Raw genomic sequence first — 22,165 nt, forward strand, 5'->3', positions numbered from 1 at the left:
CGCATGACCGAGACCGGGGCGGCCCCGCAGCGTGGCTGGGCGAGCGCAGTGAAGCCCTACCTCGAGAAGGAATCGCTCGCAGCCTTCTTCCTCGGCGTGTCCTCGGGCTTTCCCTACGCCCTGATCGGCGCGACGCTGACGAGCCGGCTGGCACAGGACGGGATCGACAAGAAGACCGTCACCGCCTTCACCCTCGTCTTCCTTGCCTACAACTTCAAGTTCCTGTGGGCCTGGGTGATCGACGGGGTGCGCCTGCCGGTGATCGGGCGGCTCGGCCAGCGGGTGTCGTGGATGCTGGTGGTCGGCCTCGCGGTGATTGCGGCGGTCGTCAACCTCGCGCTGGTGGACCCTGCGGCGGATATCGGCTGGGTCGCGACCTCGGCGATCCTCGTCGGCATCGCGGGGGCGACCTTCGACATCGTGATCGACGCCTACCGGATCGAGACCCTGAAGCCCGAACAGCTCGGCGTCGGATCGGGGATGACCCAGTACGGCTGGCGGATCGGCTCGGCCGGCGCGGGGGCGCTGGCGCTGGTGGTGGCGGCGCGCGCGGGGTGGGAGGTCGCCTACATGACCTGCGCCGCCTTCGCGCTGCCCGCCATGCTCACCGCGCTGATCCTCGGCGAGCCGGCCCGCCGCCGGGTCGTGGAACGCGCCAAGGGCATCGGCGAGGCCTTCCGGGCGGTCTACGGGCCCTTCACCGAGTTCTTCATGAGGAAGGGCGCGGTGCTCGTCCTCCTGTTCATCCTGCTCCACAAGATCGGCGACACGCTGGCGAACCTCACCGTCCGCCTGCTGCTCGACGACAAGGGCTACACCAACGACGAGATCGCGCTCTACGACGTGGGCGTGGGCTTCTGGGCCTTCCTGATCGGGATCTTCATCGGGGGGATCCTCTACACCCGGCTCGGCATGAAGCGGTCGGTGCTGCTGAGCCTCGTGCTGATGGGCGTCTCCAACTTCAGCTTCGCGCTGCTGGCGGCGGTCGACAAGACCAATGCGGGCCTCGCCGCGACCTTCCTGTTCGAGAACGTCGCGAGCGGGATCGGCGGGGTGACGGTGGTCGCCTACTTCGCCGCGCTCACCGACCTCAGGTTCACCGCCTCGCAATATGCCCTGATCTCGGCGGCGGCGAGCATCGTCGGGCGGGTGCTGACGGGGACCACCGCCGGCGCGCTGGTCGAGAGCTTCGGCTATGTGAACTTCTACCTCTTCACCACCGCGGCGGCGCTGCCGGGGATCGTGCTGTTCTGGCTGATGATGCGCGCAGGCCTGATCGACGCCTCGATCGGGACGGCGGGCACCGAAGGGGGCGAGGATTGAGGGCGCGCGAAGTTTACAAAGTTGACACTGTAGACTTCGCATTCCTACAGGATTTTCGCCTTTCTATCATAGGCTTATACGCCATTTGCGAAGTTGACAGTGTGCGGAGCGTTTTTCGCTCCCGCGGGCGCGATGCGGACGGGGCCGACAATGGGAAAGAGCGGTCACCTGCTCTAGCCCGGGCCAGGCGAGTAGGAAATCGCCCCGTCGCGAGGGTCAGTCCGGCACTTCGTCGTTCAGCCGCAGCACCTCGCCCGCGAGGTAGAGCGAGCCGGCGATCAGCACCGGCAGGCCGTCCTCGGGGATCATCGTCATGGCCGAGGGCACATCGGGGGCGGAACGCGCCGCGGGGCCGAAGGCGCTGGCCGGGTGCCATTCGTGCCCCGGCACCGGCACGGCGGTGATGCTGGCGAGCGATCCTGCGAGCGCGCCCGTCAGCGAGGCGGGGTCTTTCCCCTCGATCATCCCGATCACGAGGTGCAGGCGCTGGCCTGCAAAATGCTCCCCCAGCATCGCGCCTGCCTGCGGATTGTGTCCGCCGTCGAGCCAGACCACCCGCCTGCCGGTCAGCGGGCCCTCGCGCAGACGCTGCATTCGCGCGGGCCAGCGGGCGGCTTGCAGGCCCAGCGAGAAGGCGCCGAAGCGCACGGGAAGCCTGTCCTGATGGCGCAGCATAGCAATGGCGAGCGCGGCGTTCCGGAACTGGTGCGCGCCGGGCAGGGCGGGCGGGGCGAGGTTCATGCTGTCCACCCCGTCCCTTCCGGTGCGATCGGAATAGCCCAGCCCTCCGTCGAAGGGGCCGGCGTGCCAGTCTTCGCCCTGAACCAGCAGCGGCGCGCCCTTCGCGCGGGCTACGGCGGCGATGTTCTGCGCTTCTAGTGCGGACCGCGCTATGCTGACGAGCGGCACCCCCGGCTTCGCGATCCCCGCCTTCTCGAAGGCGATGCGGGCCATCGGTTCGGTCGGCACGCCGTCCTCGGGGGCCAGAAGAAACCGCTCGTGATCGAGGCCCAATGCGGCGATCCCGCAGGCTGCGAGCACCTCGGGCTCCAGCACGTTGGTGGCATCGAAGCGCCCACCCATGCCCACTTCGACCACGCAGACATCGGCCGGCACGCGGGCGAAGGCGAGGAAGGCGGCGGCGATGGTGACCTCGAAGAAGCTGGGGCCGAGATCCTCACCGGCGTCGAGCACTTCGGCCAGCACCTCGGCGAGCATCGCGTCGGCGATCAGCTCTCCGGCGAGCCGGATGCGCTCGTTGTAGCGCACCAGATGGGGGGAGGTGGTGACGTGGACGCGGTAGCCCTCGGCCTCCAGCATCGCCCGCAGGAAGGCGCAGGTCGATCCCTTGCCGTTGGTGCCCGCGACATGGAACGTGGGCGGCAGCTGACGATGGGGATTGCCGAGCCGCTCCATCAGCGCGCGGATCGTTTCCAGCCCGAGCCGCCCTTGCGGCAGGCTCAATGCGCTGAGGCGGTCAAGCTGGGCCTGAACGCGCGGGTCGTCCGACTTGCCGAAATCTCTCATGCCCACCCCCGGCCCCTCCCGCTGGCGGGAGGGGAGAGCTTACGCCGCCTTCACCGGGGCGAGGTAATCGAGCACGCTCGCCAGGGTCGCCTTCAGCTCGTGACGCGGCACGACCATGTCGACCATGCCGTGCTTGTGGAGATATTCGGCACGCTGGAAGCCTTCGGGCAGCTGCTCGCGGATCGTGTCCTGAATCACGCGCTGGCCGGCGAAACCGATCAGCGCGCCCGGCTCGGCAATGTGGATGTCGCCGAGCATCGCGTAGCTCGCGGTCACACCGCCGGTGGTGGGGTCGGTCAGCACCACGATGTAGGGCAGCCCGGCATTCTTCAGCCGCCGCGTCATGACGGTCGCGCGGGGCATCTGCATCAGCGAGAGAATCCCCTCCTGCATCCGCGCGCCTCCGGCGGCCGTCACCACGACATAGGCGCACTTGCGGTCCAGCGCCTTCTGCGCGCCGTTGCAGAAGGCCTGCCCCACGGCCATGCCCATCGAGCCGCCCATGAAGCTGAAGTCCTGCACGCCCACGACCGCCGGCTTGGCGTCGATGAAGCCCGATCCGACCACGAAGGCATCCTCATGCGGGTTCGCGGCGCGCGCGGCCTTGAGGCGGTCGGTGTATTTCTTGGTGTCCTTGAACTGCAGCGGGTCTTCCGTGACCTTGGGCAGCGGCAGCACCTCGAAGCCGGCATCGAGCAGCAGCGCAAGTCGCGCGTCGGCCCCGATGCGGCCGTGATGCTCGCATTTCGGGCAGACCGAAAGGTTCGCCTCGTAATCGGCGACGAACAGCATCTCCTGGCAGGAGGGGCACTTGATCCACAGATCCTTCTCGGTGGACTTCTTCTCGGGCGCGAAGCCCAGCGAATTGCGGACGCGGGTGAACCAGTTCATGCGAGCAGTCCTTAGCCGGGTTTCCCCGTCATTGCGAGATGTGCAACGGTCTAGCAATCCACAGGGCGGGATTGCGGTTCCCGTCAGCGCGCGGTGTGAACCGCTTCGGACAGCGCGGCGGTGAGCGCCTTGAGGTGCTCTGGAGCCTCGGCGCCATACTGGCCGCAGACTTCCACCAGCGCCGAGCCGACCACGACGCCGTCCGCCACCTTGGCGATTTCGGCGGCCTGTTCGGGCGTTCTCACACCGAAGCCGACGGCAACGGGGATGGCGGTCGATTGCTTGATGCGCGCCACATTGGCCTCGATGCTGGCGATCTGCGCCTGCTGCTTGCCGGTGATCCCGGCGACCGAGACGTAGTAGAGAAAGCCCTCCGAACCCTCGAGCACCTGCGGAAGGCGGGCGGCGTCCGTCGTCGGCGTGGCGAGGCGGATCGGGGCGATGCCCTTGGCCCGCAAGGCCGGGCCGAGCGCGTCGTCCTCCTCGGGCGGAATGTCGACGCAGATCACCCCGTCGACGCCCGCCGCGGCGGCGGCCTCGGCAAACCACTCGGGGCCGCGCCGCACCATCGGGTTGGCATAGCCCATCAGCACCAGCGGCACATTCGGGTGCCGCGCGCGGAATTCGGTGGCGTAGCGCAGCACGTCCGCCGTGGTCGTCCCCGCGCCGAGGCTGCGCAGGTTGGCGCTCTGTATCGCGGGGCCGTCCGCCATCGGATCGGTGAAGGGCATGCCGAGCTCGATCACGTCCGCACCGGCCTCCACCAGCGCATCGAGATTGGCCGCCGTGTCGCCGTCGCCCGCGGTGATGAAGCAGACGAGCGAAGGGCGCGGGGCGGCGAAGGTATTGGTGAGGCGGGTCACAACGGTAAGTCTCTCTTCGTAAACAGGCCCCAAAGTCCACAAATCGCGGCAACCAAAAGCATGAAGGGCAGCACGCCTTCCCAGTGGAATTCTTGGACGCCGAATGAACTCAGTAAGATGAGGATCGGAGAGAGCAGGAGCCCGAGGCCAAAGCTCTTGAGGCCTCTCATCGGGCTGAAGTCGCGAGCGAAGCGTTCTCGGAATGTTGGCTTTGCTCCAAGGATCGGGCCCAAATCCTGCTTCCTGCGCTTCACTTGTTAGCTCCTAGCGGAGCCCTTCTCTCGTCATTGCGAGCGTAGCGAAGCAATCCACGGACCGAACCCATGGATTGCCGCGTCGCCTTCTGCTCCTCGCAATGACGAGAAAAAGTGGTCAAAGCTCCACCCCCAACCGCTCCGCCACGGTGAAAATGTCCTTGTCCCCGCGCCCGCACAGGTTGGCGAGGATGATCGAGTCCTTCGGCATCGTCGGCGCGACCTTCTTCACCGCGGCGATCGCGTGCGAGGGCTCCAGGGCCGGAATGATCCCCTCGGTCGCACACAGCAGCTGGAAGGCGTCGAGCGCCTCCTCGTCGGTGACGGCGGTGTAATCGACGCGGCCGCTTTCCTTGAGCCACGCGTGCTCGGGGCCGATGCCGGGGTAATCGAGCCCTGCGCTGATCGAGTGGCCCTCGGTGATCTGGCCGTCCGCGTCCTGCAGCAGATAGGTGCGGTTGCCGTGGAGCACGCCGGGCGATCCGCCGAGCAGGCTTGCGGCATGTTCGTCACCGTCAAGGCCGTGGCCTGCCGCTTCCACGCCGAGCATCTTGACCGAAGGATCATCGAGGAAGGGGTGGAACAGGCCGAGCGCGTTCGACCCGCCGCCGATGGCAGCCACCAGCAGGTCGGGCAGGCGCCCGGTGCGATCGAGCATCTGCGCGCGGGCCTCCTTGCCGATCACGCTCTGGAAGTTGCGCACCATCTCGGGGTAGGGGTGCGGGCCGGCCGCGGTGCCGATGATGTAGAAGGTGTCGTGGACATTCGCGACCCAGTCGCGCAGCCCCTCGTTCATCGCGTCCTTGAGCGTCGCGCCGCCGCTGGTGACGGGGACGACCTCGGCGCCCAGCAGCTTCATCCGGAACACGTTGGGCGACTGCCGCTTCACGTCCTCGGCGCCCATGTAGATCACGCAAGGCAGGCCGAAGCGCGCGCACACCGTCGCGGTCGCCACGCCATGCTGCCCTGCGCCGGTCTCGGCGATGATGCGGGTCTTGCCCATGCGGATCGCGAGCAGGATCTGGCCGATGCAATTGTTGATCTTGTGCGCGCCGGTGTGATTGAGCTCGTCGCGCTTGAACCACACCTGCGAGCCGCCCAGTTCTTCCGTCAGCCGCGTCGCGAAGTAGAGCGGCGAGGGGCGGCCCACGTAATGTTCGAGCAGGTCGTCGAATTCTGCCTGGAACGCCGGATCGGCCTGCGCCTTGCGGTATTCGCGCTCGAGATCGAGCACCAGCGGCATCAGCGTCTCGGCGACGTAGCGCCCGCCGAACTGGCCGAAATGGCCGCGCTCGTCGGGCTGGTTGCGGAAGGAGTTGGGAGAGTTCATAGCCGTGCCGCTTTGCAGAAGGCCGTGATCTTGTCCACGTCCTTGATGCCGGGAGAACGCTCGACCCCGCTCGAAGTATCCACCAGCGGCGCGCCGGTGACGCGGATCGCATCGGCGACGTTGGCAGGCGTGAGGCCGCCCGCAAGGCCCCAGGCGAGCGGGGCCTGCCATCCGGCAAGGAGGCTCCAGTCGAAGGCCGTGCCGTTGCCGCCGGGCAGCGCGCTCGCAGGCGCATCGAGCAGCACGCGGTCTGCCGCGCCCCGGAAGGCGGCGACCGTGGCGAGGCTGGCGGCGTCGCGCACCGCCAGCGCGCGCCAAGCTTCGCGTCCCGTCTCGGCGCGGAAGCGGGCGAGGGTGTCGGGCGTCTCGCTGCCGTGGAACTGGACGACATCGGGCGCGACGGTGCGCACCGCTTCGGCAAGGGTCTCCGGCGAGGCATTCACCAGCAGCAGCACCGCCTTGACGTGAGCGGGCACCTGACGCCGCAGCGCCGCCGCATCGGCCAGCGCGAGGTGGCGCGGGCTCTTGGCGAAGTGCACGAAGCCGACATGGCTCGCCCCCGCGCCGACCGCCGCAGCGAGTGTATCGGGCGTCGAAATCCCGCAGATCTTGACGAGGGTGCCTGCCATGGGGCGGGCCTTACGCGGGCGAGAGCGGCTTTTCCAGCACCACGAAGGTCACCGGCGGATCGCGCAGCACGGGGAAGGGGCGCGTCTCGCCGGTCAAGGCATAGCCGCGCCGGACATACCACGCGATCAGGCTTGCGCGGCTGTCGATCACCGTCATCTCCATCGCCGCAAGGCCGAGGGCGCGGGCGTGGTCCTCCGCCGCATCGAGCAGCCGCCGGCCGAGCCCGGAGGATTGGAGCGTCGGCGAGACGCACAGCATCCCGAGATAGCCGAGGCTCTGGTCCTTCATCGTCACCGCAACGCAGCCGATCAGCGCCCCGCCGTCCCGCGCCGTCAGGATCGTCACCGCCGGATCGGCGAGCATCGCGTCGAGCTCGTCGATGCCGATGCGCTCATCATCGAGAATGTCGGCCTCGTGGTTCCACCCCTGACGCGCCGAATCGCCGCGATAGGCGGCCTCGAGCAGGGCCTTGAGCACGGGCGCATCGGCGGGGGTGGCGGTGGTGATGGCGAGGGTGGGGGTCATGCTCGGTCGTTCTGAATCAGGCGCAGCAACGTGCCGTCCGGGTCGATCAGGTAGGCGATGGTGAGGCCGCTCGGGTCGGGCGCTGCCGGATGATAGCGAGGAATGCCTTGGCGCGCATCGGGCACGCCGCTCGCTTCCACCTGCCGCATGATCGCAGCGAGATCATCGAGCCGGATGCAGCAGGAAAAGGACGACTGGAAGGGATCGAGATCGGGCCAGGGGTAGAATTCGAGCGTTACCTCGCCGCGCGAGAGGATCATCCACCCGGACGAGCGGTAGTCCACCTCGAAGCCGAGCCTGGCATAGAACGCCTCCGTCGCCGCGAAGTCGCGCGCGGGCAGGTTGGGGGTGGCGCGGTCGCTCATCGACCGGGGCGTCAGAGCGTCGCCTCGATCGCCCGCGCGGCTGCCGCCGGGTCCTCCGCACGGCTGATCGGGCGACCGATGACGAGCACGCTCGCGCCGTTGTCGCGGGCCTGACGGGGGGTGACGACGCGCTTCTGGTCGCCGGTGCCATTGCCGCTGGGCCTGAGGCCGGGGACGACGAAGAAGCCGTCGCGCCATGCCTTCTTCACCATGCCGACCTCCTGGCCGGAGCACACGATCCCGTCCAGCCCCGCCGCATGGGCGAGTTCGGCAAGGCGCATGACCTGCGTCTCGGCGCTGCCATAGACGCCTGTGCTGGTGAGGTCGCTCGCATCGAGGCTGGTGAGCATCGTCACCGCGACCACCTTGGTGCCCGCCGCAGCCGCCGCCTTGGCGTCCTCCATCATCGCGCGCCCGCCGCTCGCGTGGACGGTGACGATCGCGGGCTCGTAGACGTGGATCGCCTGCATCGCGGCGGCGACGGTGTTGGGGATATCGTGGAACTTGAGGTCGAGGAAGATCGGCAGGCCGCAATGTGCGATCTCGTGCACCCCGTGCGCGCCGTGGGCGCAGAAGAACTCGAGCCCGAGCTTCACGCCGCCCACATGGGCCTTGACCTTCTCGACCAGCGCCTTCGCCGGTTCGAGCTGCGGCACATCGAGCGCCAGATAGACCGGATTGCTCATTCGCCGCCCCCTGCTTCGCCCCCGCCACTATCGCCGCGCGCGAAGAAATCCGACTGTTCTCCCGCGCTTTTGCCGGTCTTGTCCACAGGGCTGTCCGCCGCGTGGGCGGCATTCGCGGCCGTCGTGGTGTCGGCGCGGTGCGCCATCGCGGTGTTCTTGAGCGAGTTTTCCAGCGCGCGGATGCGGCGGGCCTGCCCCCAGGTCACGCTGCGGTGCACCGCCCACATCGGCAGGAACCCGGCGACGAAGGCGAGCAGCGCCAGCACCGGCACCTTGGTTTCCAGCACGAGGTTCTGCCACAGCCTGAGCTCGACCGGCTGCCAGTTGTAGATCGCGAAGATGAGGAAGCCGAGGGCCGCGAGAACCCAGACAATGGTGCGCAGGATCTTCACGAGCGGTCTCTCTCCCGGTGGCCGTTGCCCTCAGCGAACCTAAGCAATTCGGCTCCCTTGTCCAGCATCGCGGGGCTCACCCGAATACGCGCGCGAAGATCGTGTCGACGTGTTTGAAGTGGTAGCCGAGGTCGAACTTCTCCTCGAGCTGCTCGGGCGTGAGCGCGGCGGTGACGTCCGGGTCGGCCTTGAGCAGATCGAGCAGCGACAGCGTGCCGTCCGATTCCCACACCTTCATCGCGTTCCTCTGGACGAGGCGGTAGCTCTCGTCGCGGGTCAGCCCTGCCTGCGTCAGCGCCAGCAGCACCCGCTGCGAATGGATGAGGCCGCCCATGCGGTTCATGTTCTTCTCCATGCGCGCCGGATAGACCAGCAGCTTCTCGACCACGCCGGTCAGGCGGGCGAGGGCGAAGTCGAGGGTGATGGTCGCATCCGGCCCGATGTAGCGTTCGACCGAGGAGTGCGAGATGTCGCGCTCGTGCCACAGCGCGACGTTCTCCAGCGCCGGGGTGACGGCGGAGCGCACCACGCGGGCAAGGCCCGTGAGGTTCTCGGTCAGCACCGGATTGCGCTTGTGCGGCATGGCGCTGGAGCCCTTCTGGCCGGGGGAGAAATATTCCTCGGCCTCGAGCACCTCGGTGCGCTGGAGGTGGCGGATCTCGGTGGCGAGCCGCTCGATCGAGCTGGCGATCACGCCCAGGGTGGCGAAGAACATCGCATGGCGATCGCGCGGGATGACCTGCGTCGAGACCGGCTCGATCTCGAGGCCGAGCTGCTCGGCGACATAAGCCTCGACCTGCGGATCGACATTGGCGAAGGTCCCGACCGCGCCCGAGATGGCGCAGGTCGCGATCTCGGCGCGTGCGGCGACGAGACGGGTGCGGCAGCGGCTGAACTCGGCATAGGCCTGCGCGAGCTTGAGGCCGAAGGTCACGGGTTCGGCATGGATGCCGTGGCTGCGGCCGATGGTGGGGGTGTATTTGTGCTCCTCGGCGCGGGTGCGGATCGCGGCAAGCAGGGCGTCGAGATCGGCCAGCAGGATGTCGCTCGCCCGGGCGAGCTGCACCGAGAGCGTGGTGTCGAGCACGTCGCTGCTCGTCATGCCCTGGTGCATGAAGCGCGCTTCCTCGCCGACCTGCTGCGCCACCCAGTCGAGGAAGGCGATCACGTCATGCTTGGTCACCGCCTCGATCGCGTCGATGGCTTCGACGTCGATCTTCGGGTCGGTCGCCCACCAGTCCCACAGCGCCTTCGCCGCCGATTGCGGCACCACGCCGAGGTCCGCGAGCTTCTGCGTCGCGTGCGCCTCGATCTCGAACCAGATGCGGTATTTCGCTTCCGGTTCCCACAGGGCGGTCATGGCAGGGCGGGCATAGCGGGGGACCATCGGGCGGCTCCGGTTGAGGGGTCGAACGTGGGCGCGGGCTAGGCGGCGCGGGCGCGGATGGCAAGAGCGCTAGATGAGTCCCCTGGCGCGCAGGGACGTATGCCCCTCGCGCCCGATGATCACGTGATCGTGGACGGTCACGCCCATGTGCCGCCCGGCCTCGGCGATGCGCTGGGTGATCTGGATGTCGGCGCGGCTGGGTTCGGGCGAGCCGGAGGGGTGGTTGTGGACGAGGATCATGGCAGAGGCGCCCACGTCCATCGCCCGGCGGATCACCTCGCGCGGGTGGATCGCGGCCTCGTCGATGCTGCCGTCGCCCACGTGGTGATCCTCGATCAGGCGGTTCTTGGTGTCGAGATAGAGCACCCGCACCCGCTCGACCGTGAGGTGCGCCATGTCGGTGGTGAGATAGTCGATCAGCGACTGCCACGATCCGAGCACCGGCTTGCCCATGATCTCCCCGCGCGCCATGCGGCGGGCGGCGGTGGCGACGGCCTTGAGCGCGGCCGCCGAGTTCTCGCCCACGCCCTTCACGCGCTGCAAGGCCTTGGGATCGGCGTTGAGCACGCCGGCGAGGCTCCCGTATTGCGCTAGCAGCGCCTTGGCGATCGGCTTGGTGTTGCCGCGCGGAATGGCGGCGAAGAGGAGATATTCGAGCACCTCGTAATCGGCGAGAGCCTCGGCCCCGCCGGTCAGCAGCCGCTGGCGCAGCCGCGCGCGGTGCCCGTCTCCTGCGGCCTTGCCCGCGTCCCAATCGGGCACGGCTCCGTCGAGAAAATCGAACCCCTCTTCAGCTTCCGGCAATGCGACCCTCCGGACAAGCGTTGCGTCTCGCGCTTCATTGCCTTTGGACGATGAAGCGCGCAAGGGTTGGAGACGATGCCGGGAGCGGACGCGCAGCAGATCGAGGGGCCCGAGAGCGGCGAGGCGGGGCAGGCCCGGCCGCGCCGCTGGGCGAGGCGCATCGCCGCGGGCGTCGCGGTGGTGGCGCTCGCCGCTGGGAGCACCGCGTGGCTCGCCCGCGAGCGAATCGCCGCCGATGCGATCGACGCCTATCTCGCCGGGAACGGCGTCCCGGCCACTTACGATATCGTCAGCCTCTCCCCGCGCGAACAGGTGATCGCCAACCTCGTCATCGGCGATCCCGCGCGGCCCGATCTGACGGTGAGGCGGATGGTTGTCACGCTCGGCGCGGGCTGGCAGGGGCCCGAGGTGCGCGCCGTGCAGGTCGAGGGCGCGCGGCTCTATGGCAGCCTGCGCGGCGGGCGTGTCAGCCTCGGGGCGCTCGATCCGCTGGTGTTCACCGAGAGCGATGCCCCGCCGCGCCTGCCCGCGATCGACCTTGCCCTGCGCGATGCCCGCGCGCTGGTGGAGAGCGATTACGGCCGGATCGGGGTGAAGCTCGAAGGCGCGGGGCGGCTCGATGACGGATTCGCCGGCATCCTCGCCGCGAGCGCGCCGGGGATCGGCACCGAGGGCTGCCGCGCCGAGGGGGCGACGCTCTACGGCAGGCTTACCACCAGCGGCGGCGCGCCCGCGATCGACGGCCCTCTGCGGATTGCGGGGCTGGATTGCGGGACGGCCCGACTCGCCCGGGCCGATATCGGCACGAGGGCCAGCCTCAGGCCCGATTTCGCCGCCGCCGAAGCCGATCTGGCGATCCGGGGCGCGGGCGGGGCCTATGGCGACCTGTCGGGCGAGGGCCTGACGGGCACGGCGCGGCTGGGCTGGTCGGAAGGCCGCATCGCGCTCGCCCATGACCTTGCCCTCGTCGGCGTCGCCGCTCCGCAGGGACGCCTGGCGCGTCTTTCGGCCGAGGGGGCATGGCGCGGCACTGCGGACGGGGCGAGCGGCCAGTGGGAAGGATCGCTGCGCGGCACCGGCCTCTTGCCCGCGCCCGGCCTCACCGCCAGCCTCGCCGAAGCCGCGCGCGGGGCGGAGGGCACGCTCGCCGCGCCGCTGCTCGACAAGGCCCGCGCCAGCCTCGAGGCAGGCCTCGCCGGAGCGAGCATCGCCGCCGACGCGACCTTACGGCACAGGGGCAACGAGGCCTCGGTGGTCATCCCCGAGGCGAGCCTCGCCACCCGTCGCGGCACGCGCGTGCTGGCGCTTTCGCGGGCAAGCGCGGGGCTGGGCGAGGGCGGGCTCACCGGATTGAGCGGCAACCTGCTCGCCGGCGGCGAGGGCCTGCCCGACATCAACGCCCGCATCGCGCAAGGGGCGAACGGCGGCTGGACCATGCGCCTCGCGATGGCCGACTATGCGGCGGGCGCCAACCGCCTCGCGATCCCGGGACTGACCCTGCGCGCCGCGCCGGGCGGGGCGGTGCGGTTCGACGGCCTGCTGACCGCAAGCGGCGACCTGCCGGGCGGCGGGATCGAGGATCTTTCCGTCCCGCTCGAGGGCTCGTGGTCGCAGGGCGCGGGCCTCGCGCTGGGCACGCGCTGCACCCCGCTGCGCTTTGCCAGCCTCGCGCTTTCGGGCCTCGCGCTCCAGGGGCAGGCGATCACCCTGTGCCCCGAGCGCGGCGGCCCGATCCTCGCCTGGCGCGATGGGTTGCGCCTCGCCGCCCGCACCGGCGCGCTGCGGCTTGCGGGCACGATGGGCGAAAGCCCCGCAAGCCTCGCGGCGGCGGGCGCAGTGCTGCGCTATCCGGGGACGTTCCGCATCGAGAACCTCGCCGCCAATATCGGCAGCGGCGAAAACGCGATCAGCCTTGCCGCCGCCAGCCTTGAGGGCAGCCTTGCGGGCGAGACTGTCGGGACCTTCGCGGGCGGCAAGGCGCGGCTCGCGGCGGTGCCCTTCGATCTCGACGCGGTGGGCGGCCGCTGGGCCTTCGCCGAGGGCGCGCTCAAGGTGACCGGCGGGGCCTTCACCCTTCTGGACCGGCCCGAGGCGGGCGCCCCTGCGCGCTTCGCCCCGCTCAAGGCGGAAGGCGCGGCGTTGACGCTCGCCGACAATCGCATCACCGCCAATGCCCGCTTGCAGCATCCCGGATCGGGCCGCGAGGTTGCCGATGTCGCGGTTACCCACGATCTCGATACCGCCGCGGGCGGGGCGCGCTTCACCGTGCCCGGTATCGCCTTCGACGCCGCGCTTCAGCCCGAGGACCTGTCCTATCTCGCCAAGGGCGTCATCGCGCTGGCCGATGGCACCGTCAGCGGCAATGGCCGGATCGACTGGCGGGGCGGGGACATCACCAGTTCGGGCACCTTCGCCAGCGACGGGTTCGACTTCGCCGCCGCCTTCGGGCCGGTGCGGGGCCTTGCCGGCAAGGTCGTGTTCACCGACCTCGTCAATCTCACCACCGCGCCCGACCAGCGCCTCACCGTCGCGGCGATCAATCCCGGGGTCGAGGTGCTTGCCGGCACGATCCAGTTCGAACTGCGCGACGGCACGGTGCTCAGCGTCGAGGACGCGCGTTTCCCCTTGATGGGCGGCACGCTGCTGCTGCGCCCGCTGGAGATGGATTTCGGCAAGCCCGAGGAGCGCCGCTACGTCTTCGAGGTGGTCGGCCTCGATGCCGCGCAGTTCGTCGCGCAGATGGAGCTGACCAATCTCTCGGCCACCGGCATCTTCGACGGGACCGTGCCGATCGTCTTCGACGCCCAGGGCAATGGCCGGATCGAGGGCGGGATGTTGATCGCGCGGGAGGGCGGGGGCAATGTCGCCTATGTCGGCGAACTCACCTACGAGGACCTCGGCACGATGGGCAACTACGCCTTCTCGGCCCTGCGCTCGCTCGACTATCGCCAGATGAGCGTGGGCCTCGGCGGCGACCTTGCGGGCGAGATCGTCACCAGCTTCAATTTCGACGGGGTGCGGCAGGGGGCGGGGACGAGCCGCAACTTCATCACCCGCCGCCTCGCCGAGCTTCCGATCCGGTTCCGGGTCAATGTCCGGTCGGAGAATTTCTACGAGCTCGCCACGATGGTGCGGTCGTTCTGGGATGTCGGCTATCTCGGCAACCTCGAGGAACGCTACCGCGTCGAGAGCGGGCGGCTCGTGCCCCGCGATCCCGTTCAACCTCCCGAAAGCGAAAGCCAGCCATGATGCACCACGAATTGACCGCGCCGCGGCGCGCTGCCACACCTCCGGGCATGAAGGGGGCACGGGCAGGCACCATGGAGCGGACAGGCAGCAACCGGCGCCGGGCGTTGGCGGGTGCGGGCCTGGTCCTTTCGGCAATGCTCGCGGGCTGCATCAACATCGCCGCCCCGGACAAGCCGATCGTGATCGAGCTCAACGTCAACATCCGGCAGGAAGTGATCCTTCGCCTGGCGGAGGATGCGAAGAACACGATCGAGCAAAACGCGGACATCTTCTGATGCCGCGACAAGGAGGAAACACGATGCGCAGTGCCATTCTTGCCGGGATCGCCGCCGCGGCCGCGCTCGGCCTCGTGGCCGGCCCCGCGCTCGCCCAGCGCGACCCTGCCTATGCCGCCGCGCGCGAGGCAGGCAAGGTCGGCGAGAAGCCCGACGGCTATCTCGGGATCGTCGGCGATGCCGATCCGGCGCTGCAGCGGCTGGTCAACGACATCAACATCAAGCGCAAGGCCGTCTATGCCGAGAAGGCGCTGGAGAACAAGGCGACGCCAGAGGCCTATGCCTTCACCTCCGGCTGCCTCGCGATCGCGGCGACCAAGCCGGGCGAGAAATACATGGGCCCCGACGGCTCGTGGCAGACCCGCACCACCGCCGCGCCGCTGCGCGATCCGCGCTGTCCCTGATTTTTTCGCACCTGCACAATCTGGCCCTTGGGCGATGTTGACACATATGTGCCCCCCTTCTAAGGGGTCGGCGCCCTCGGCGGGCACCTGGTTGCGCGTGTGCTGGTCTTGCTCTTAGGGGATCAAGGCATGAGCGACGAGAAACCCGCCCGAGAACCCATTCACGAGGATGCGCGGATCGACGCGCTCGAAGCGCGGCTCAGGGCCGCACGCGAGCGCGAAGAGCAGCGCAACCGGCCACAGGTGAAGGGTGTCGATGCGAATTACCGCAGCGGCAACCGCGCTTTGGCCAGTCTTCTGGGCGGGATCATCGGCGGCCTGGTGATCGGCTTTGCGCTCGACGCAATGCTGGGAATCGCGCCCTGGGGTCTGTTAGGCGGGCTGTTCCTCGGAACGGCCTCGGCTTTCAGAAGCATTATCCTGAGCGCGAACACGCGCCCCGCAGATGAGGTCCAGAGCCGGGACGACGAGGGATAGACCCCTCCGGATCCCCTCCAGGCCCCGTCGAAGGGGCGTGTTTCATGTGAAACATTTGGGGATCTTTCGATCGTGGCAGCCGAAGAAGGCAAGGTCGATCCGATGAAGCAGTTCACCATCGAACCCCTGCTGGGGTCCGATTGGCAGCTGGCCGACGGGATCAACATCGCGTTCACCAATTCCGCGCTGTGGATGGCCGTGACCGCCATCCTCGTCTGGGTGTTCGTCGCGGGCGGCATGAAGCGCGAGCTGGTGCCGGGCCGCTGGCAGATGGCGGTCGAGACGATGACCGGCTTCATCGACGATCTGCTCGAGGCCAATGTCGGCAAGGCCGGGCGCAAGTACGTGCCCTACATCTTCACGCTCTTCATGTTCATCCTGTTCGGGAACCTGCTCGGCCTCGTGCCGCTCGGTCTGATCCCGGGGGTGCACGCCTTCACCTTCACGAGCCACTTCACCGCGACCGGCGTGCTGGCGATCATGAGCTTCTCGATCGTGCTGATCGTCGGCTTCTGGAAGCACGGTCTCCACTTCTTCTCGCTGTTCTGGCCCGCGAACACGCCCGCGTTCCTCGCGCTGCCGATCAGCCTGATCGAGCTCGTGTCCTTCATGGTCCGCCCCTTCAGCCTGGCGCTGCGTCTGTTCGTCGCGATGATGGCCGGCCACGTCCTGCTCAAGGTGCTGGCGAGCTTCGTGATCGCCGGAGGCAGCGGCGGGATCGGCACCGGCGTGCTCGTCGGCGTGCCGAGCTTCGTCCTGATGGTCGCGATCAGCGCGCTCGAGATCCTCGTCGCGGGTATCCAGGCCTACGTCTTCGCGCTGTTGACCTCGCTCTACATCAACGACGCGGAAAACCTTCACTGAGAGCTCGCGGGCTCTCTTAGAAACCCTCACCATCACACAGATTTTACTCAAGGAGTTTGATATCATGGACGCAACTGCTGCAGCTCTCCTCGGTGCCGGTCTCGCCGCTATCGGCGCCGGCCTCGCCGCGCTCGGCGTGGGCAACGTCTTCGCCTCGTTCCTCGAAGGCGCGCTGCGCAATCCGGGTGCCGCCGACGGCCAGCAGGGCCGCCTGTTCATCGGCTTCGCGGCCGCCGAACTTCTCGGCCTGCTCGCCTTCGTTATCGCCGTTCTGCTGATCTTCCGCTAAGATCGGGCGCGCCGGGCGCGGGCGGGGCCATGCCTCGCCTGCGTGCCGGCGCCCTCCTCGCGAACTGCCGGTAACAAGGGCGGACCATGCCTCAGATTGAACAAATCGCCGAGACGCTGTCGAGCCAGGTGTTCTGGCTGCTGCTGTTCTTCGGCCTCACCTTCGTGGTCGTCGGTCTTGGGATGGTTCCCAAGATCCTCGGCACGGTGGAGCTGCGGGACAACCAGATCGCCGGCGATCTCGCCGCGGCGCAGGCGGCGCGTGACGCTGCCGATACCGAGGAAGCGGCCTGGCGCTCGCGCGAGAACGCTAATCGTGCTGCGGCGCAGGAGCTGATCGGCGCGGCCAAGGCCAAGGCGGCAGCCGCCAGCGCGGCCAAGCTTGCCGAGACGCAGGGCCGGCTCGATGCCCGCCTCGCCGAGGCCGAAGCCGCGATCGAGGCCGCGCGCAGCAGCGCGATGGCCGAGATCGAGGGCGTCGCCGCCGAAGCCGCACGCGACATCGTCGCCCGGGTCGCCGGTGCCGAAGTCGAACCCGCCGCCGCCGAGGCCGCGGTCAAGGAGGTGATGGCGCATGGCTGACATTCTGATGCTGCTCGCCAGCGGGGCCGAAGGCCATGCCGAACCGGGCGTGCTGGGCCTCGATTCGTACCAGTGGGTCGCCCTCGCGATGACCGTGCTGATCGGTGTCTTCCTGTGGAAGAAGGTCCCCGGCCTCATCACCGGCGGGCTCGATTCCAAGATCGCCGCGATCCGCGCCGCGCTCGACGAAGCCAAGACCCTGCGCGCCGAGGCCGAGGCCCTGCGCGCAGAATATGCCGCCAAGATCGCATCGGCCGAGAAGGACGCCGAGGCGATGCTGGCAGGCGCGCGCGAGGAAGCCGACGCGATCCTCGCGAAGGCCGAGGCCGACAGCGAGGTGATGGTCGCCCGCCGTCAGCGGATGGCCGAAGACAAGATCGCCGCTGCCGAGCGCGCCGCGGTTGCCGAGGTCAAGGCCAAGGCCGTGACCGCCGCCGCAGCAGCTTCGAAGGTTCTGATCGCGCGCGCGCATGACGGTGCCGCCGACAAGCGGCTCGCCGACGAGGTGATCGCCTCGCTCTGAGCGGCGCTAAATAAGAGACATCGAAGGGCGGTCCTGCGGGGCCGCCCTTTTTTCGTGGCGCACGGCCCGCCGCGCCGGCGGGGCGGGCAGGCGGTCCCGGCGAAACAAAGGCGCCGGGAAGCAGCTTCTTCTTCCTTTGCGAAGGAGACCCGCCCCATGCCGCTCACCGCCTGCGCCATCAATTGCTCGCTTGCCGCATCGGACGCGCGCGACAGTTCGACCGACGCGATGATCGCCGTGCTGCGAAAGGCCTTCGAGAAGCATGACGTGACGCTCGGTAAGCCGATCCGCATCGCCGACCACAACGTCAGGCCGGGGGTGACGTCAGACGAGGGCGAGGGCGACGATTGGCCCGCGATCCGCAAGCAGATCCTCGCCGCCGACATTCTCGTGTTCGGCACACCGATCTGGCTCGGGCAGGCGTCGTCCGTCGCCAGACGGGTGCACGAGCGGATGGACGCCTTCCTCTCCGAAACCGACGACAAGGGCCGTATGCCGAGCTACGGCAAGGTCGCGGTGGCGGCGATCGTGGGCAACGAGGACGGAGCGCACTGGGCCTCCTCGCAGCTGTTCCAGTCCCTGAACGACACGGGCTGGACCATACCCGCCGTGGCGGCGTGCTACTGGGTGGGCGAGGCGATGGGCAGCACCGACTTCAAGGACCTGGACGAGGTGCCGGAGAAGGTCACGAAGACCGCCGCGATGGTCGCCGGCAATGCCGCGCATCTCGCGCGGCTGCTCAAGGATGCGCCCTATCCCGGCTGAAACACCACCTTGCCGACCAGTTCGCGCCGCGCCATCGCCTCGAAGCCCTCGCGCCAGCGCGACAGCGGCAGGATGCGGTCGATCGCGGGAGTGATTGCGCCCGCTTCGGCAAGCTTCGCAATCGCACGGTTGATGGCGCGGCCCCGCTCGGGGAAGCGGCGGGCATATTCGCCCGCGCGCAGGCCGACGATGCTGAAGCCCTTGATCAGCGGGATGTTGGTGGAGATGTCGGCGATCCGTCCGCTCGTGAAGCCGACCACCACCAGCTTGCCGCCGAAAGCGACGCAGCGGGTCGATTCGTCGAACACGTCGCCGCCGACCGGGTCGAACACGATGTCGGCCAAGTGGCCGCCCGTCAGTTCGGCGACCTGTTCGCGGAAGCGCCCTTCTGCGGCGATCACGGCTTCGGGGCGGGCGAGGGCGGCGATGCGCTCCGCCTTGTCGGGCGAGCCTGTGGTGGCGATCACCCGGGCACCGAGCGCGCGCGCGAGGTCGCAGGCGGCAAGGCCCACCCCGCCGCTGGCGCCGTGGACCAGCACCGACTGGTCCTCACTCAGGCCGCCCAGCTCCACCAGGCCGGTGAAGGCCGTAGAATAGGCCGCACCCATCGCGGCCGCGGCAGGGAAGTCGAGCCCCGCGGGCATGGGCGAGAGCCTCTCGGCGGGGACGCAGGCGATCTGCGCGAAAGCGCCGGTCTTGTTACCGCCCGTCACCCTGTCGCCGGGGGAAAAGCCACTGCCGGCGTCGGCCTCCAGCACCACGCCGGCGAATTCGAGGCCGCCGGTGAAGGGCACCTCGGGCCTGAACTGGTATTTGCCGCGCGTCATCAGCAGGTCGGGAAAGTTGAGCGAGGCGGCGCGCACCTGCACGAGCACCTCGCCCGGGCGGCGCTCCGGCGGGGGCACGTCTGTCAGGGTCACGCCCGACAGGTCGGACGAGAGCCGTTCGACCCTGAGGGCCTGCATGGGGCTAGAAATTGTCCTTGGCCGCGCGCAGGGCCGCGAAAGTCTCGGCCGGGGTGCTGCCGCCCCAGCGCGCCATCATGTCGGGATCGTCGGCGCGCAGGAAGGGGTTGGTGGCGAGCTCGCGGCGCAGCGTGGTGGGGACGGTCGGCTCGTCCTTGGCGCGCTTGGCGGTGATCTCGTCGATGTAGTCGTGAAGCGCGACGTTGTCGGGATCGGCATGGGCCGCGAACTTCGCGTTCGACGCGGTGTATTCGTGCGCGCAGTAGAGCAGCGTCTCGGGGGGCAGGGCCTTGATGCGCGACAGGCTATCCCAGAACTGCCCGGGCTCGCCCTCGAACATCCGCCCGCAGCCGAGCGCGAAGATCGAATCGCCGACGAAGGCGATGCCGGCCTCGGGCAGGTGGAAGGCGATGTGGCCGTTGGTGTGGCCCGAAACGTCGATCACGCGCGCCTCGACACCGCCGATCATCACGGTCTCGCCGTCCGTCACCGTACGGTCGAGCGGGAACTTGCCCGCGACCTCTGCGGGGCCGAGGATGGTGCAGCCGGTCTCTTCCTGGATATGCGCGTTGCCCCCGGCATGATCGGGGTGCCAGTGGGTGTTCCAGATCTGGGTGATCTTCCAGCCCTTCATGTCCGCCTCGAGCAGGTACTGCTTCGCGTCCGGGGTGTCGATCGCGACGGTTTCATGGCTCTCGGTGTCGTGGACGAGATAGCCGTAATTGTCGCTGAGGCAGGGGAACTGGTGCACGTGGATCATGCGCGCGACCTTACGCCCATGGGCGGCATGTGAAAAGGCCCGCCTGCCGAAGCAAGCGGGCCTGTTCCACGTTCACGCCGGATTGAATTTGCCGATCCCCGGACCCGCAGGGGCCACGAGGCCGCGCGGTCGAGCCGCAGGCGCCCCGAAGCTTAGCGAAGGGAACAGCACCGAGGACGCTCGCGCACAGGCGCGAGCGCCTCAAGATCAATCCTGACCCTTCTTGAGGGCGGCGCCGAGAATGTCGCCGAGCGAAGCGCCCGAGTCCGACGAGCCGAACTGCGCAACCGCTTCCTTCTCTTCGGCGATCTGGCGCGCCTTGATCGAGAAGTTCGGCTTCTTCGAACGGTCGAAGCCGATCACCATCGCGTCGACCTTGCTGCCGACCTGGAAGCGGTCGGGGCGCTGCTCGTCGCGGTCGCGGCCGAGGTCCGAACGCTTGATGAAGCCGGTCGCGCCGTCTTCGCCGACCTGCACCTCGAGGCCGCCGTCGCGCACTTCGAGCACGGTGACGGTGACGGTCTGGTTCTTGCGCAGGCTCGAGCCGCTGGCGGTGCCTTCAGCCGAGGGCGCGCCCTTTTCGAGCTGCTTCATGCCGAGGCTGATGCGCTCCTTCTCGACGTCCACATCGAGCACGACGGCCTTGACCATCTCGCCCTTGCGGTGGAGCGCCAGCGCGTCCTCGCCCGAGATGCCCCAGGCGATGTCCGACATGTGCACCATGCCGTCGACGTCGCCGTCGAGGCCGACGAACAGGCCGAATTCGGTCGCGTTCTTGACTTCGCCTTCGACGACCGAGCCAACCGGGTGCTTCTCGGCGAACTCGTCCCACGGATTGCGCTGGGCCTGCTTGAGTCCGAGGCTGATGCGGCGCTTGTCGCTGTCGACTTCCAGCACCATCACGTCGACTTCCTGCGAGGTCGAGACGATCTTGCCCGGGTGGACGTTCTTCTTGGTCCAGCTCATTTCCGAGACGTGGACGAGGCCCTCGATGCCCGGCTCCAGCTCCACGAAGGCGCCGTATTCGGTGATGTTGGTGACCTGGCCGGTGAGCTTCATGCCGACCGGATACTTGGCGGCCACGCCATCCCACGGATCGCTTTCGAGCTGCTTCATGCCGAGGCTGATGCGCTGCGTTTCGGCGTTGATGCGCACGATCTGCACGGTCACGGTGTCGCCGATGGCGATCACTTCGCTCGGGTGGTTGACGCGCTTGTAGCTCATGTCGGTGACATGCAGAAGGCCGTCGATGCCGCCGAGGTCGACGAAGGCGCCGTAATCGGTGATGTTCTTGACGACGCCGTCGATGATCTGGCCTTCGACCAGGTCATTGATGAGCTCGCTGCGCTGTTCGGCGCGGGTTTCCTCGAGCACGGCACGACGCGAGACGACGATGTTGCCGCGGCGACGGTCCATCTTGAGGATCTGGAAGGGCTGCGGCACGTCCATCAGCGGGGTGACGTCGCGCACCGGGCGGATGTCGACCTGCGAGCCGGGGAGGAAGGCCACGGCGCCGTCGAGGTCGACGGTGAAGCCGCCCTTGACGCGGCCGAAGATGCGGCCTTCGACGCGCTTGCCTTCGCCGAATTCGCTTTCGAGCTTGTCCCAGGCGGCTTCGCGGCGGGCGCGGTCACGCGAGAGCATGGCTTCGCCATCGGCGTTCTCGACGCGGTCGACGAAGACTTCGACTTCGCCGCCGACGGTCAGGCCGTGGTCGTCCTCGCCACGCGAGAATTCCTTGAGGGAGATGCGGCCTTCGCTCTTGAGGCCGACGTCGATCACGGCAAAGCCGTTCTCGATCGCGGTGACGGTGCCCTTGACGACGCGGCCTTCGAAGCCTTCGTCGCCGGCGCCGCCGAGCTGTTCGTTGAGAAGCGCTTCAAAGTCAGCGCGGGTGGGCATCTGGGTTGCCATAAGGTCAGCAGGTCCTGTTTCGTTGTGCTACCGGCCACCGGTTTTTCCGGGGTCTTTCTCCGCTTCCCAGGCACCATTGCCGGGGCTGGCGGGGCAAGAGGCAGACTTCCCCGCGCGGCCCC

Annotated in this window: 24 protein-coding genes; 10 read left to right on the forward strand and 14 right to left on the reverse strand. The window is 68.6% G+C overall.

The features are described 5' to 3' along the window. Positions 1–3 precede the first annotated feature (3 nt). Positions 4–1,323: an AmpG family muropeptide MFS transporter gene (locus tag ACMX37_RS06455; RefSeq protein WP_483148039.1), complete on the forward strand. Its 1,320-nt coding sequence runs from the start codon at positions 4–6 to the stop codon at positions 1,321–1,323. A gap of 216 nt (positions 1,324–1,539) precedes the next feature. Here ACMX37_RS06455 and ACMX37_RS06460 read toward each other — a convergent pair whose 3' ends face one another. From ACMX37_RS06460 to radC, 11 genes are all read right to left on the reverse strand, one after another. Further along, positions 1,540–2,850, reverse strand: coding sequence for a bifunctional folylpolyglutamate synthase/dihydrofolate synthase (locus ACMX37_RS06460; protein ID WP_483148040.1), 1,311 nt, complete (start codon positions 2,848–2,850; stop codon positions 1,540–1,542). Positions 2,851–2,889: 39 nt separating this feature from the next. After that, a complete protein-coding gene (accD, locus tag ACMX37_RS06465) occupies positions 2,890–3,741 on the reverse strand; it encodes an acetyl-CoA carboxylase, carboxyltransferase subunit beta (RefSeq protein ID WP_483148041.1) in 852 nt (283 codons plus the stop codon). An 83-nt stretch (positions 3,742–3,824) separates the two neighbouring features. Then, on the reverse strand, positions 3,825–4,604 hold the full coding sequence (gene trpA, locus ACMX37_RS06470; RefSeq protein WP_483148042.1) for a tryptophan synthase subunit alpha: 780 nt from the start codon (positions 4,602–4,604) through the stop codon (positions 3,825–3,827). A 372-nt stretch (positions 4,605–4,976) separates the two neighbouring features. After that, complete coding sequence (gene trpB / locus ACMX37_RS06475; RefSeq protein WP_483148043.1) at positions 4,977–6,188, reverse strand: tryptophan synthase subunit beta; 1,212 nt, start codon at positions 6,186–6,188, stop codon at positions 4,977–4,979. Beyond that, the gene (locus ACMX37_RS06480) at positions 6,185–6,817 is read right to left on the reverse strand and encodes a phosphoribosylanthranilate isomerase (RefSeq protein ID WP_483148044.1); all 633 of its coding nucleotides are present in this window, start codon (positions 6,815–6,817) and stop codon (positions 6,185–6,187) included. Before ACMX37_RS06480 ends, trpB begins: the two co-directional genes overlap by 4 nt. A gap of 10 nt (positions 6,818–6,827) precedes the next feature. Next, the gene (locus tag ACMX37_RS06485; RefSeq protein WP_483148045.1) at positions 6,828–7,343 is read right to left on the reverse strand and encodes a GNAT family N-acetyltransferase; all 516 of its coding nucleotides are present in this window, start codon (positions 7,341–7,343) and stop codon (positions 6,828–6,830) included. Beyond that, positions 7,340–7,708 carry a bleomycin resistance protein gene (locus ACMX37_RS06490; protein WP_483148046.1) on the reverse strand — a complete coding sequence of 123 codons (369 nt, stop codon included), beginning with the start codon at positions 7,706–7,708 and terminating at the stop codon, positions 7,340–7,342. Before ACMX37_RS06490 ends, ACMX37_RS06485 begins: the two co-directional genes overlap by 4 nt. An 11-nt stretch (positions 7,709–7,719) precedes the next feature. Continuing rightward, positions 7,720–8,394, reverse strand: a complete 675-nt coding sequence (pyrF, locus tag ACMX37_RS06495; RefSeq protein ID WP_483148047.1) for an orotidine-5'-phosphate decarboxylase — start codon at positions 8,392–8,394, stop codon at positions 7,720–7,722. After that, positions 8,391–8,786 carry a LapA family protein gene (locus tag ACMX37_RS06500; RefSeq protein WP_483148048.1) on the reverse strand — a complete coding sequence of 132 codons (396 nt, stop codon included), beginning with the start codon at positions 8,784–8,786 and terminating at the stop codon, positions 8,391–8,393. The genes pyrF and ACMX37_RS06500 overlap by 4 nt, the downstream gene beginning before the upstream one ends. Before the next feature lie 76 nt (positions 8,787–8,862). Beyond that, on the reverse strand, positions 8,863–10,173 hold the full coding sequence (purB, locus tag ACMX37_RS06505; RefSeq protein WP_483148049.1) for an adenylosuccinate lyase: 1,311 nt from the start codon (positions 10,171–10,173) through the stop codon (positions 8,863–8,865). Between the two features lie 69 nt (positions 10,174–10,242). Next, positions 10,243–10,977, reverse strand: a complete 735-nt coding sequence (gene radC, locus ACMX37_RS06510; protein ID WP_483148050.1) for a RadC family protein — start codon at positions 10,975–10,977, stop codon at positions 10,243–10,245. 75 nt (positions 10,978–11,052) lie between these two features. Here radC and ACMX37_RS06515 point away from each other — a divergent pair, with 75 nt between their 5' ends. From ACMX37_RS06515 to ACMX37_RS06555, 9 genes are all read left to right on the forward strand, one after another. Next, positions 11,053–14,226, forward strand: a complete 3,174-nt coding sequence (locus ACMX37_RS06515; protein WP_483148051.1) for an intermembrane phospholipid transport protein YdbH family protein — start codon at positions 11,053–11,055, stop codon at positions 14,224–14,226. Continuing rightward, positions 14,223–14,501 (forward strand): YnbE family lipoprotein, encoded by a 279-nt coding sequence (locus tag ACMX37_RS06520; protein WP_483148052.1) that lies wholly within the window; start codon positions 14,223–14,225, stop codon positions 14,499–14,501. The genes ACMX37_RS06515 and ACMX37_RS06520 overlap by 4 nt, the downstream gene beginning before the upstream one ends. A 23-nt stretch (positions 14,502–14,524) precedes the next feature. Beyond that, entirely contained in the window at positions 14,525–14,905 is a 381-nt protein-coding gene (locus ACMX37_RS06525) for a YdbL family probable chaperone protein (RefSeq protein ID WP_483148053.1), read from the forward strand. Between the two features lie 129 nt (positions 14,906–15,034). Beyond that, positions 15,035–15,382, forward strand: coding sequence for an AtpZ/AtpI family protein (locus tag ACMX37_RS06530; RefSeq protein ID WP_483148054.1), 348 nt, complete (start codon positions 15,035–15,037; stop codon positions 15,380–15,382). 102 nt (positions 15,383–15,484) lie between these two features. Continuing rightward, complete coding sequence (locus ACMX37_RS06535) at positions 15,485–16,246, forward strand: F0F1 ATP synthase subunit A (RefSeq protein WP_483148373.1); 762 nt, start codon at positions 15,485–15,487, stop codon at positions 16,244–16,246. A gap of 64 nt (positions 16,247–16,310) precedes the next feature. Beyond that, positions 16,311–16,535: a F0F1 ATP synthase subunit C gene (locus tag ACMX37_RS06540; RefSeq protein ID WP_054118254.1), complete on the forward strand. Its 225-nt coding sequence runs from the start codon at positions 16,311–16,313 to the stop codon at positions 16,533–16,535. Between the two features lie 86 nt (positions 16,536–16,621). Beyond that, positions 16,622–17,116 carry a F0F1 ATP synthase subunit B family protein gene (locus tag ACMX37_RS06545; RefSeq protein ID WP_483148055.1) on the forward strand — a complete coding sequence of 165 codons (495 nt, stop codon included), beginning with the start codon at positions 16,622–16,624 and terminating at the stop codon, positions 17,114–17,116. Beyond that, positions 17,109–17,639: a F0F1 ATP synthase subunit B family protein gene (locus ACMX37_RS06550; RefSeq protein ID WP_088914558.1), complete on the forward strand. Its 531-nt coding sequence runs from the start codon at positions 17,109–17,111 to the stop codon at positions 17,637–17,639. Before ACMX37_RS06545 ends, ACMX37_RS06550 begins: the two co-directional genes overlap by 8 nt. 156 nt (positions 17,640–17,795) lie before the next feature. Further along, positions 17,796–18,404, forward strand: a complete 609-nt coding sequence (locus ACMX37_RS06555; RefSeq protein WP_483148056.1) for a flavodoxin family protein — start codon at positions 17,796–17,798, stop codon at positions 18,402–18,404. Here ACMX37_RS06555 and ACMX37_RS06560 read toward each other — a convergent pair. The 3 genes from ACMX37_RS06560 to rpsA all read right to left on the reverse strand — a co-directional run bounded on the left by ACMX37_RS06560 (position 18,392) and on the right by rpsA (position 22,043). Then, positions 18,392–19,369: an NADPH:quinone oxidoreductase family protein gene (locus tag ACMX37_RS06560; RefSeq protein ID WP_483148057.1), complete on the reverse strand. Its 978-nt coding sequence runs from the start codon at positions 19,367–19,369 to the stop codon at positions 18,392–18,394. The two genes, ACMX37_RS06555 and ACMX37_RS06560, sit on opposite strands and share 13 nt — an antisense overlap. 4 nt (positions 19,370–19,373) lie before the next feature. After that, entirely contained in the window at positions 19,374–20,129 is a 756-nt protein-coding gene (gene gloB / locus ACMX37_RS06565) for a hydroxyacylglutathione hydrolase (protein ID WP_483148058.1), read from the reverse strand. Positions 20,130–20,336: 207 nt separating this feature from the next. Then, positions 20,337–22,043, reverse strand: coding sequence for a 30S ribosomal protein S1 (gene rpsA / locus ACMX37_RS06570; protein ID WP_483148059.1), 1,707 nt, complete (start codon positions 22,041–22,043; stop codon positions 20,337–20,339). Positions 22,044–22,165 lie beyond the last annotated feature (122 nt).

It is taken from the genome of Porphyrobacter sp. THAI-01a, assembly GCF_056868655.1.

What these genes read in the sequence shown, in the direction of transcription:
- ACMX37_RS06455 (WP_483148039.1), top strand. Translation starts at nt 4, where the DNA reads ATGACCGAGACCGGGGCGGCCCCGCAGCGTGGCTGGGCGAGCGCAGTG.
- ACMX37_RS06460 (WP_483148040.1), bottom strand. Translation starts at nt 2,850, where the DNA reads ATGAGAGATTTCGGCAAGTCGGACGACCCGCGCGTTCAGGCCCAGCTT.
- accD (WP_483148041.1), bottom strand. Translation starts at nt 3,741, where the DNA reads ATGAACTGGTTCACCCGCGTCCGCAATTCGCTGGGCTTCGCGCCCGAG.
- trpB (WP_483148043.1), bottom strand. Translation starts at nt 6,188, where the DNA reads ATGAACTCTCCCAACTCCTTCCGCAACCAGCCCGACGAGCGCGGCCAT.
- ACMX37_RS06480 (WP_483148044.1), bottom strand. Translation starts at nt 6,817, where the DNA reads ATGGCAGGCACCCTCGTCAAGATCTGCGGGATTTCGACGCCCGATACA.
- ACMX37_RS06485 (WP_483148045.1), bottom strand. Translation starts at nt 7,343, where the DNA reads ATGACCCCCACCCTCGCCATCACCACCGCCACCCCCGCCGATGCGCCC.
- ACMX37_RS06490 (WP_483148046.1), bottom strand. Translation starts at nt 7,708, where the DNA reads ATGAGCGACCGCGCCACCCCCAACCTGCCCGCGCGCGACTTCGCGGCG.
- pyrF (WP_483148047.1), bottom strand. Translation starts at nt 8,394, where the DNA reads ATGAGCAATCCGGTCTATCTGGCGCTCGATGTGCCGCAGCTCGAACCG.
- purB (WP_483148049.1), bottom strand. Translation starts at nt 10,173, where the DNA reads ATGGTCCCCCGCTATGCCCGCCCTGCCATGACCGCCCTGTGGGAACCG.
- ACMX37_RS06515 (WP_483148051.1), top strand. Translation starts at nt 11,053, where the DNA reads ATGCCGGGAGCGGACGCGCAGCAGATCGAGGGGCCCGAGAGCGGCGAG.
- ACMX37_RS06520 (WP_483148052.1), top strand. Translation starts at nt 14,223, where the DNA reads ATGATGCACCACGAATTGACCGCGCCGCGGCGCGCTGCCACACCTCCG.
- ACMX37_RS06525 (WP_483148053.1), top strand. Translation starts at nt 14,525, where the DNA reads ATGCGCAGTGCCATTCTTGCCGGGATCGCCGCCGCGGCCGCGCTCGGC.
- ACMX37_RS06530 (WP_483148054.1), top strand. Translation starts at nt 15,035, where the DNA reads ATGAGCGACGAGAAACCCGCCCGAGAACCCATTCACGAGGATGCGCGG.
- ACMX37_RS06535 (WP_483148373.1), top strand. Translation starts at nt 15,485, where the DNA reads ATGAAGCAGTTCACCATCGAACCCCTGCTGGGGTCCGATTGGCAGCTG.
- ACMX37_RS06540 (WP_054118254.1), top strand. Translation starts at nt 16,311, where the DNA reads ATGGACGCAACTGCTGCAGCTCTCCTCGGTGCCGGTCTCGCCGCTATC.
- ACMX37_RS06545 (WP_483148055.1), top strand. Translation starts at nt 16,622, where the DNA reads ATGCCTCAGATTGAACAAATCGCCGAGACGCTGTCGAGCCAGGTGTTC.
- ACMX37_RS06550 (WP_088914558.1), top strand. Translation starts at nt 17,109, where the DNA reads ATGGCTGACATTCTGATGCTGCTCGCCAGCGGGGCCGAAGGCCATGCC.
- ACMX37_RS06555 (WP_483148056.1), top strand. Translation starts at nt 17,796, where the DNA reads ATGCCGCTCACCGCCTGCGCCATCAATTGCTCGCTTGCCGCATCGGAC.
- ACMX37_RS06560 (WP_483148057.1), bottom strand. Translation starts at nt 19,369, where the DNA reads ATGCAGGCCCTCAGGGTCGAACGGCTCTCGTCCGACCTGTCGGGCGTG.
- gloB (WP_483148058.1), bottom strand. Translation starts at nt 20,129, where the DNA reads ATGATCCACGTGCACCAGTTCCCCTGCCTCAGCGACAATTACGGCTAT.
- rpsA (WP_483148059.1), bottom strand. Translation starts at nt 22,043, where the DNA reads ATGGCAACCCAGATGCCCACCCGCGCTGACTTTGAAGCGCTTCTCAAC.